Origin of the sequence: Bacillus sp. DJP31 (genome assembly GCF_049310945.1) — a bacterium.
Lineage (GTDB): Bacteria > Bacillota > Bacilli > Bacillales > SA4 > Bacillus_BS.
Map to the genome: position 1 here is coordinate 65553 of NZ_JBMERO010000017.1, position 10103 is coordinate 75655.

Annotated in this window: 7 protein-coding genes and 1 pseudogene; 6 read left to right on the forward strand and 2 right to left on the reverse strand. The window is 38.1% G+C overall.

The features are described from left to right. Positions 1-45: 45 nt before the first annotated feature. From ACOI1C_RS15345 to ACOI1C_RS15365, 5 genes are all read left to right on the forward strand, one after another. Positions 46-2427, forward strand: a complete 2382-nt coding sequence (locus ACOI1C_RS15345) for a polyprenyl synthetase family protein (protein WP_422511371.1) — start codon at positions 46-48, stop codon at positions 2425-2427. 509 nt (positions 2428-2936) lie between these two features. Further along, positions 2937-3734, forward strand: a complete 798-nt coding sequence (locus ACOI1C_RS15350) for a GDSL-type esterase/lipase family protein (protein ID WP_422511372.1) — start codon at positions 2937-2939, stop codon at positions 3732-3734. 1 nt (position 3735) lies between these two features. Further along, complete coding sequence (locus tag ACOI1C_RS15355; RefSeq protein ID WP_422511374.1) at positions 3736-4653, forward strand: ABC transporter ATP-binding protein; 918 nt, start codon at positions 3736-3738, stop codon at positions 4651-4653. Then, a complete protein-coding gene (locus tag ACOI1C_RS15360) occupies positions 4646-5641 on the forward strand; it encodes an ABC transporter permease (protein ID WP_422511375.1) in 996 nt (331 codons plus the stop codon). Before ACOI1C_RS15355 ends, ACOI1C_RS15360 begins: the two co-directional genes overlap by 8 nt. Before the next feature lie 139 nt (positions 5642-5780). Next, positions 5781-6464, forward strand: coding sequence for an alanine racemase (locus ACOI1C_RS15365; RefSeq protein WP_422511376.1), 684 nt, complete (start codon positions 5781-5783; stop codon positions 6462-6464). Positions 6465-6536: 72 nt separating this feature from the next. On the opposite strand, the pseudogene ACOI1C_RS15370 reads toward ACOI1C_RS15365, so the two are convergent. After that, positions 6537-6716, reverse strand: a pseudogene (locus tag ACOI1C_RS15370) (ATP-binding protein); the annotation flags it as partial. 165 nt (positions 6717-6881) lie between these two features. After that, positions 6882-7427: a hypothetical protein gene (locus ACOI1C_RS15375; protein WP_422511378.1), complete on the reverse strand. Its 546-nt coding sequence runs from the start codon at positions 7425-7427 to the stop codon at positions 6882-6884. An 830-nt stretch (positions 7428-8257) separates the two neighbouring features. Here ACOI1C_RS15375 and ACOI1C_RS15380 point away from each other — a divergent pair. Continuing rightward, positions 8258-9727 (forward strand): protein adenylyltransferase SelO, encoded by a 1470-nt coding sequence (locus ACOI1C_RS15380; RefSeq protein WP_422511379.1) that lies wholly within the window; start codon positions 8258-8260, stop codon positions 9725-9727. The last annotated feature ends 376 nt before the right edge of the window (positions 9728-10103 follow it).

Sequence of the window (10103 nt, forward strand, 5' to 3'; positions counted from 1 at the left end):
GTTGCATACATATAGAAGAGAACTTTAAGTAGAGGTAATGTACATATGAATGAGAAGTTATTAAAAGATGCAGATAAAAGCTATCAAAGGGCTGAGCAGAAGGCTGCTTATTATTTTAATTCACTTTATGATCAGGTTATGCAAAAGACATATGTCCCCACCCTAACAAAAGATTTTCAATCATGGAAACACAATCATATTTATCATTCTTCATTATTTTCCTTTTTTTCGCGTGGAAGGGGAAAACCGGATACCAAGGGGTATCACAAATATATCCAATGGCTGGATTATACGGGCAAACTAGATAATTACCTAGACCGTAGCATTTCCTATATTTTTATGCGAGATTTAGGCAAAGCCCTTGATTCACCTGGTACACAGACTAGGGTCCGGAGTGTAGTAGACAGTTTAAAAAATCATCTGACTTCATCTACCAAAACAGATCTAGGAGAGAAGATCGATACGTTTAGCCTCGCTGGATTATACCGGATTGCCCAGAATGAAGGCGTGGAATCCACCTTGATCTGGGTTATAAACAAACTAAAGACTGTATCTGCCAGTATTCCGAAGGGGATGGATGCTGAGCAAGCTCAGCGAAAACTGATTAAACTCATAGCTGGAGTAGTGATGCACGAGGTCGAAGAGATGAGTGAGGAGACATCGAATGAAGTACGTTCTCAGAAACTGGACAAAGCAATAAGGCTTGGCTATTCCTATGGTCTGACCTATCCTTTCATTGATGATCTTCTGGATGCCAAAATCTTATCTGCTACTGAGGAAAAGCAATATTCCGATTTGATACGTACCACCCTTATCACAGGTTCTGTGCCAGAATTGGGCAAGTGGACTGGAAAAAGCAAGGACCTAATCACATATATTCAGTCGGAACTCCGAGATGCCTTTGAGTATATAAAGGCCAATCAGAGAAGAGAGACGAGAAAACAATTTTTCGAGCAATCCTATGTGTTTTTTCATTCCCAGGAAGTGGACCGTGTAAAGGATCTATCCAATGAAAAGTACACCAATGAAGAACTTTATCTACCGATCATTTTAAAATCATCCTCTTCCCGATTGATTGTCCGTTCAGTGATCAGTGCTCCTCTGGACGAGGGCTTTGACAACCGAACATTCTTTTATGGAATTTACAACCAGTTAGCAGATGATTTTGCAGATATGTTTGATGACATGAAGGAAGGTTCGGTAACACCCTATACCTATTTTATCAAATATCATGATAAGCGAACGGATCTTATAAACCCCTTTGAATTATACTGGACGGTCATCAGTAATCTGATCCATAACGTGTATCACTCAGATAAAAAGGCCTGTGAAGTGATACTGGACCGGGCCATAAACGGTCTGAAACGATTTAAAGAGAGAATGGGAACCAAAAAATACAACGAAGTCATGCTGCTATTCTCTTTTGGAAATCCAAAGTTCAATTCTCTTATTCAAAAAATGGTGGATAAAGCAGACGATGTTGATTTCTTTGATAAACTACTTCGGGATCATATGATGACCATTCTAAAAAATGAGCGAAAAGAGCAGGAAGACTTTTCTAATACGATCGAGACCGTACGCAATCAGATCAACAATATCTTACCTATCTCTAAAACAGATGTTTCTTTAATGAAGGAGTCAATTATTGATGCTGCAAACTACAGTCTAAAAGCCGACGGAAAGCGCTTGAGGCCAATCGTGACTTGGGTCATGGGTGTTAACGAATATGGATTAGAAAGTTCAGCAATCGTGCCACTTTTAAGATCATTGGAATATATGCATACAGCATCACTAATCTTCGATGACTTACCTTCCCAGGATAATGCGTCCCTCCGAAGGGGGCGTCCTACCCTACATCAGGTGTACAGCATTGCCATAGCAGAATTAACCGGTCTTTTTCTGACCCAAAAGGCAACCCGAGAACAAGCATCACTTGACCAATTCGATTCGAAAACGGTGCTTAGCTTAATTCGATATTCGTCCCAAATGACAGAGGATATGTGCAAGGGACAGGCGATGGACTTAGGGTCAAAAGGGAAACACTTGACACTTGAACAACTGAATATGATGTGCTTTTATAAAACTGGAATAGGATTCGAAGCTTCCCTCATCATGCCTGCCATTCTGGCTCAAGCGAAGGAAGTAGAAATGGAAGCATTGAAAAAATTCGCCCAGCATGCAGGTATTGCATTTCAGATTAAGGATGACTTGCTTGATGTTGAAGGAGATCAGACCTTACTCGGAAAACCCATTGGAAAAGATGCTGAAAACAACAATTCGACTTTTGTCTCAATCTTAGGTCTAGAAGGTGCTAGAAAAGCGATGTGGGAACATTACTGTCTTGCAACAGAAGCGTTGCATGAAGTACCACGCAATACCACTTTTCTGAAGCAGTTATTGAAATATATGGTGAATCGGAATCATTAGAAGTTTGATATAGTTGTAGCTTGATATATACAAAATGCTTGGTCAAATTTAATTTCACCCGTTTCTCATACGTTTCAGTAACAAGGGGACAGTACAATGTAACTTTTAAGACAAATGTAAAGAAATAAAGAAAGGGATGGTTCTTTTGCAAAAGAACCATCCCTTTCCTTATTTGTGATCCGAAATTAAACAACCTTTCCCTATTACGAATAACTGATACGTAATAAGTAAAAGAAGAATGTCAAACTTTCTTGAACCATGTAAAGCAAAACTTGTTGTTGACCGACGTTATTCATTGAGGAAAGTTCCCGGAAGCAATGAGGTATTTTGAGGAATGACACACACAGAGAAAGTGTAAGAGAACCGATCCCGTGTTTTTAGTTTCAAGGTCTGCTATATTTAGTTAAAGGACTTGGAAAAGTAAATAGAAACATACCCTAATTGAACAAATGAAAAGGAAAAGGAGTATTCAAAAATGAGAAATCTCTCAATATCAGGGGGTAATACCTATGAAATATAACAAATTTGTTAGTGCATTAGTGATTTTTTCCATAGCCTGCTTCCTTTTATTAAGTGTGGGGTTTGTGAAGGGAGTGAACTCTGTGTTAGATCCAGGTACCAACTCAACCCAATCTATGGATAAACCTGACGAACAAGCGTCTGATTTAAAGGAAAAGAAATTGATCGTTGCGATTGGGGATTCTCTGACAAGAGGAGTCGGTGATAGCGAAGGGCTTGGGTATACAGAAAGAGTAAAAACCATCCTTAAAAATGACTTTAATCAAGAAATAGTTTTATCAAACTTAGCCATAGGTGGACTTACCACGAGTGGACTTTTAGATGAGTTTAAAAAAGAAAGTGTCCTGCGAACATTGACGGAGGCAGATGCTATTTTCTTAACAATTGGTGGGAATGACCTGTTTCCTGGGGCTGACCAGCTTAGTGCAGAATATTTAGCCTCGTATCGCCCTGACGAAGTGACTTTTAAAAATAACCTAGATAAAATTGTTTCAATTATCAGAAGTGAAAACAAAAATGTACCGATTTATGCATATGGGTACTACAATCCCTTTCATAATGTACCTGGATTAGATGTTTCTTCTGCCTTTGTTTCAAAATGGAATGACCTACTAGAACAGTCACTGCTAACAACGACTAATACATATGTGATCCCAACATTTGATATTTTCTATAATGAAGAAGATCGTTATTTATATACCGATCATTTTCACCCGAATGCAGAGGGGTATACACAAATGGCAGAACGCTTAGGGGCTAAATTTGGTAGTCAGCTTGGAGATGAATAGTATGAAAACAGTTTTAAAGGTTGAGGGTCTCACAAAAGTGATAAAAGGCAAAACATTAGTTGATCATATTTCTTTTGATGTCATGGAAGGGGAGGTATTTGGCTTTCTAGGTCCTAACGGTGCTGGGAAAACAACGACCATTCGTATGCTAGTAGGGTTAATTTCTCCCACAAGTGGAGCGATTTCCATAGCAGATCAAGATATTAAGGTACATTTTAAACAAGCAATGAAACATGTAGGATGTATTGTAGAAAACCCAGAGCTATACGGCTACCTAAGTGGATGGGAGAACCTAATTCAGTTTTCTCGTATGATTGGTTTAAAGGATGAGAAAAGAGTGGATGAAATCGTAAAATTAGTCAATTTAGATGAACGAATTCATGATAAAGTAAAAACCTATTCACTTGGAATGAAACAGCGTCTTGGAATTGCCCAAGCATTGTTAAGTGACCCTAAACTTCTTATTCTGGATGAACCAACAAATGGGCTAGACCCAGCAGGAATAAGAGAGCTTCGTGAATTTATTCATATGCTTGTCAAAAAACAAAATATGAGTGTATTTATATCCAGTCATTTACTAAGTGAAATTGAAATGATCTGTGATCGAGTGGGAATAATTCATAAAGGAAAAATGCTTCGCGTCTCTACTGTAAAAGATCTCGTAAATGAAGAGACTGAACGAGTAGAATGGCATGTAACACCTCTTCAAGAAACGGTAAAATTACTTGAAGCATTCTCTTTTATTAAGGATGTGACTATAGAAAATAAAGTGGTTATGTGCAAGATGCCAAAGGATCAAATCCATGTGGTAACGAAGCATTTAGTTGAACAGGGAATTGAAATGAATGGTGTAAAAATAAACCCTGTGACACTGGAAGATCTGTTTATGGAAATTACGGGGGGTGCTGAAGTTGGGTGAACTAGTTTCTTTAACGTTCAATGAAATGGAAAAAATGGTCCGAAAGAAACGAATTCAGCTCATTACCATCATCTTAGCCGTATTAATTCCTATATTTGTTTATGCACAATTACAACAGACTCAAGAGGTAATAGAACGTCTTGGAACAGATGACTGGAGGGTAGCCCTTCAACAAAGAATTATGGACGGGCAAAATCGTCTGAACTCAACAGGTATTCCTGAAGAATGGAAAAGCTGGCTAAAGGTACAAGTTGATCAACAGCAATATTACTTAGATCAAAATATCAATCCTACATTTCCTGGTGCACCGACTTTTATCAGGGAACTAATCGAGCAAAGCGTTGGCTGGTTATTGTTACCCCTATTAGTCATGGTCATAACCATTGATATTGTTTCTGGTGAGCGAAGTGATGGTACCATTAAACTGCTTCTCACTAGACCGGTGAAACGGTGGAAGGTATTGTTATCTAAATACATTTCCATTAATTTGTTAATATCCTTTCTACTTATATGGTATGGCTTAATCGCTTATCTCGTATCAGGATTTGTATTTAGTTTCAAAGGATGGTCTGTCCCTGTCTTAACAGGATTTCAAATTCAAAACGGCACCCTTACGACTACAAATGTGCAGCTCATTCCACAATGGGAGTATATCTTGATGTCATTTGGTTTGGCTTGGTTTGTATGTATCGTTATTGGGACCCTATCGTTTATGGTGTCTGTTCTTGTCCGCACCACACCTGCAGCCATGGGGATTATGCTTGCTGCTTTAATAACAGGAAGTGTTTTAGGTGGTCTTGCCACATCCTGGTCAGGTGCGAAATATTTTTTCAGTGTTAATTTAGGTTTAACCGATTACTTATCAGGTCAATTGCCCATGATTGAAGGATTAACAATGCAATTCTCTTTACTTAACCTTTCCATTTGGGGAATTATTGGACTAGTGATTGCATTCATTGTCTTTATTAAGCAAGATATGCTAGCGTAAAAATGCACCTGTTTTACCAAAAAGATCATGAGCCAAACAAGGCTTCATGATTCTTTTTTTATGGCCAATTATCCAGAAAATAAAGGTTATTAATGGGAAAAAGAGAATGTAAGAAGAAAACAATGCGGAGGTTTTTGCAGTGACCAACCTTAACACACTAGACACCCCAACATTGCTACTAGATTATCAAAAGCTTATAAAGAATATTAATCAGGTTGCTTCTTTTGCAAAAGAACAAGGTATTTCCTATCGGCCCCATATAAAAACACATAAATCAGTGAAGATAGCACAGTTGCAGATACAGGCAGGAGCAGTTGGTGTGACGACCGCGAAAATTAGTGAAGCAGAGGTCATGGTTGCTGGAGGTATCCGTGATATTTTAATTGCTTATCCAATTTCGAGTCCAGCCAAGATTAATAGATTAGTGAAGCTTTTACATCAAGGGGTTCAGTTGAAAGTGTCCGTCGATAGCACTGAATCCTTATGGCATCTGCAAAAAGGACTCGAACATACTCCTTATTCATTGGAGGTTTGGATCAAAGTAAATTCTGGGTTAAATCGATGTGGGGTTGAACCAGGTCCGGAAGTCGTCCGTTTGGCAAAGGAAATTATGACTCATTCAAAGTTAAAGCTTGGTGGGATATATACGCATGCAGGACATTCCTACGCAACAAAAACTGCTGCTGAAATCGAAGCAATTGGAGTTCAAGAGGGCCAAGCAGTCGTAGAAAGTGCGAATGATTGTGAAGTGGCTGGAATTCCTATTCCTGTTCGAAGTGTAGGTTCAACTCCTACTTATAAAATCGAAGGAAAAGTACTGTAACCGTCAAGTAAAAATGATCAATTTTTCACAATTAATTTTGACCACTTTTCACCAATTAAGATTGACCATTTATCAGTTGAATAGAGTCTTTCGATATTTCATCCGAATACTGTCTGTTTCTTCTCCGAAAGTAATGACCTCACTCCGATGGAGTAGGCGATCTAAAATTGCTGTTGTTAAGGTTGGGTCTCCTGAAAATTTCCCCCATTCATTTGGTCCTTTATTTGAAGTTAGAATAAAGGCTGCTTTATTCTAACTTATTTTTGAGGCAGGGGATTTCTGGCTGAAGTTCGTTAAATATAAAGACAAGGAAACCTTACAAAAATACATGATTGGAAGGTTTCCTTGTCTTTATGCTTCTTAATATTGTTTGGTACACAAAAGTCTTAATACATTTTAGACATAAACACTTAATGTTTATTCTTCGCCGATCAGACTTCCAGCTTTATCAAAAAACTTAAAATTATACGTATGTGTATTAGCTTGGGGTAAATCTATCCAAGTCACATTCTTTTGATTCAGATTAAACTCTTGTTCTATTGCTTGACCATTTACGTTCATCTCCATTTTAGCAATCTCATTCTCTTGATTTGTTACAATCATATATTTTAAAACATTAGATTCATCACTCACTACGTGTATCAAGTAGGAGGCAAAAGATTGTCCCTCACTTTTTTCTATATGCTTCCACTCATAATTTCCTTTTAAGTTTTTTGTAAAATGAATATAAGCAGGATTATTATTTGTCAAAAATCCTACCAACCTATCATCGTTTATATCAGTAATCTCTAATATCTCGATTGATTCAGTCTTGTAACCTTCAATTGATTTAATAACTTGTACTATGGATTCTTTATCATTTCCATATGGTTTATTAATACTATATAAAGTATATATAACCAATATAGTTGTTATTATTATAGAGGTTATAATGTACATTTTTCTATTTTTCTTTAATGACATAAGAATAATTTCTCCTTCAAATAACTTTATTTTTATTTCTTATTTCGTAAACCTACTTAAATGTTTGAAAAGATGCTTTTACTAATAGAAAATCAGTATAGTCTAGTTTTTTCAAGAGGTTGATAATTACTCTTTCGTTATCTAACTTTAAACTGGCATTCAAAAGAAACCTTATGTTCATTACTTCGGGAGAAGCTTACATCGTCTACGTTGAGGGACTAAACAAAAGTATTAATGAATTACTTATAGAGGATGTTCAAAAAGTCCGGCAAAAATAGCTTCGAATTTCTTAATTTCTTAGTCAGCTCGTCTTTTCCGCTCCTCACGTATACAAAACATACGCGCAGGAAGCTCAAGACTTCGCTTCCTTGAACTTCTTTGCTCTTTTTGTCCTCCTTTTTGAACAGGCTCTTATACTTGAGGGATATGTGGAAATAAATAAAAAGCTTAGTGGTAACGAAATTAATCATAAATAAAAATGGCTAATATTGAATAATTAATTACATAACAAAGGGTGGGAACACTACTGTCTTGCAACAGAAGCAATACAAGAGGTACCGCGTGATACCACTTTTCTAAAGGAATTATTAAAAAATATGGTAAACCGGGATCATTAATAATAGTTTTTGTTACCTAAAACAGTCCTTGGTGCCAGTTTCTCCAGTTTTCTAAAGGGGAATCCTGGCCCTGTATATTAGGGGTATAGTAAATTGGCAAAAGTAAAACCTACTAAGGGTTGCCTTGTGTCGATAAGGGTAAATAACAAAAAAATATTCATATTCAATTAAATATAGGACGCATAATAACAAAAGAAGAAAAGGGAGGATATGATGACAAAAGAAAAAATAGAAACAGGATGGAACTTAGACAACAGCTATGCCCGCCTGCCAAAATTGTTCTATACCAGCGATAACCCTAAGCCAGTGCAGTCCCCAAATTTGGTTATCCTTAATGAATCGCTAGCAGCAACACTTGGATTGAACATTGAAACGTTGAAAAGTGAAAATGGAATAGCGGTGTTTGCTGGCAACCAAATTCCCGAAGGAGCTGCACCACTTGCTCAAGCTTATGCGGGTCATCAATTCGGACATTTTAACATGTTAGGGGACGGACGGGCAATACTTCTTGGTGAGCAGATCACACCCCAAGGTGAGCGGTTTGATATTCAGTTAAAGGGTCCAGGTAGAACCCCATACTCACGAGGGGGTGATGGGCGAGCATCACTTGGACCTATGTTACGCGAGTACATCATCAGTGAAGCCATGCATGCCCTTGATATTTCTACGACCCGCAGTCTAGCAGTCGTTACAACGGGTGAGCCGGTATACCGAGAAACGGAGTTGCCTGGAGCCATTCTAACACGCGTGTCTTCCAGTCATATACGTGTCGGGACCTTCCAATATGCTGCACAATGGGGGACAGTCAAGGATTTAAGAACCTTGGCTGACTATACACTTAAGAGGCATTACCCAGACATTGAAACGGATGAAAGTCGATATCTTTCCCTCCTTCAGGAAGCGATTAAGCGTCAGGCCTCACTGATTGCCAAATGGCAACTGGTTGGTTTTATCCACGGGGTAATGAACACCGACAACATGACCATTAGCGGTGAGACCATTGATTATGGGCCTTGTGCTTTCATGGATACCTATGACCCAGCAACTGTGTTTAGTTCCATTGATAGAGAAGGGCGCTATGCATATGGAAATCAACCACCTATTGCCGGATGGAATCTTGCCCGATTTGCTGAAACCCTTTTGCCATTGTTGCACGAAGATCAGGACGAGGCTGTTAAATTGGCCCAGCAAGCGATTTCAGAATTCCTGGATCTGTATCAAACTAATTGGCTAGCAGGAATGAGAGAAAAACTAGGGATTTTTAATGAAGAGGCAGAGGATGAATCCCTTATCGAAAACCTCCTTAATATGATGCAGAAGCATCGTACGGACTTTACCAATACCTTCCGTGCATTAACTTTTGATAAATATGAGGATACAACTCTTTTTGGAACACCAGAATTTTCTCACTGGAATAAATTGTGGCAGGAAAGACTAGGCAGGCAGCAAGAAACGAAGGAATTGTCGCAACAATTGATGCGTACTAGCAATCCTGGAGTCATTCCTCGGAACCATCAAGTTGAAGAGGCACTAGAAGCAGCGGTAGAAAAAGGAGATTATAGTGTGATGGAACGATTACTTGATGTTCTTTCAAGACCCTTTTTGCACTCTCCTGAACAAGCGGATTATTCCAGACTGCCCGAGCAATCTACCCGTCCTTATCGAACCTTTTGTGGTACATGATTTGGTAGCATTAGGAATCGGTCTTGGTTGATAGCTTGTATTTATAAACTATAATTAGTCCTAAACAATGCTGCCAATTAAGTTCAGGTAGCATTATTTAGTTTTTAATTGCTTTTTCTAAGGGATACCAACGCCAGATACTAGAAAATTATTTTCAAAATTATAGAGAGATAATAAGTTTAGTACCCTATTTTCATGTTATAATTTTTTTATTTAGGAGGTGAAAATACAAATGGACAAGCTGGACTTGATTTTGGAAAAACTGGGTAACATCGATCAAAGCTTTAGTAAAATGCAGCAAGATATTAATGGTATGAAGCAAGACATCAGTGGAATGAAGCAAGACATCAGTGGAATGAAGCAAGACATCAGTGGA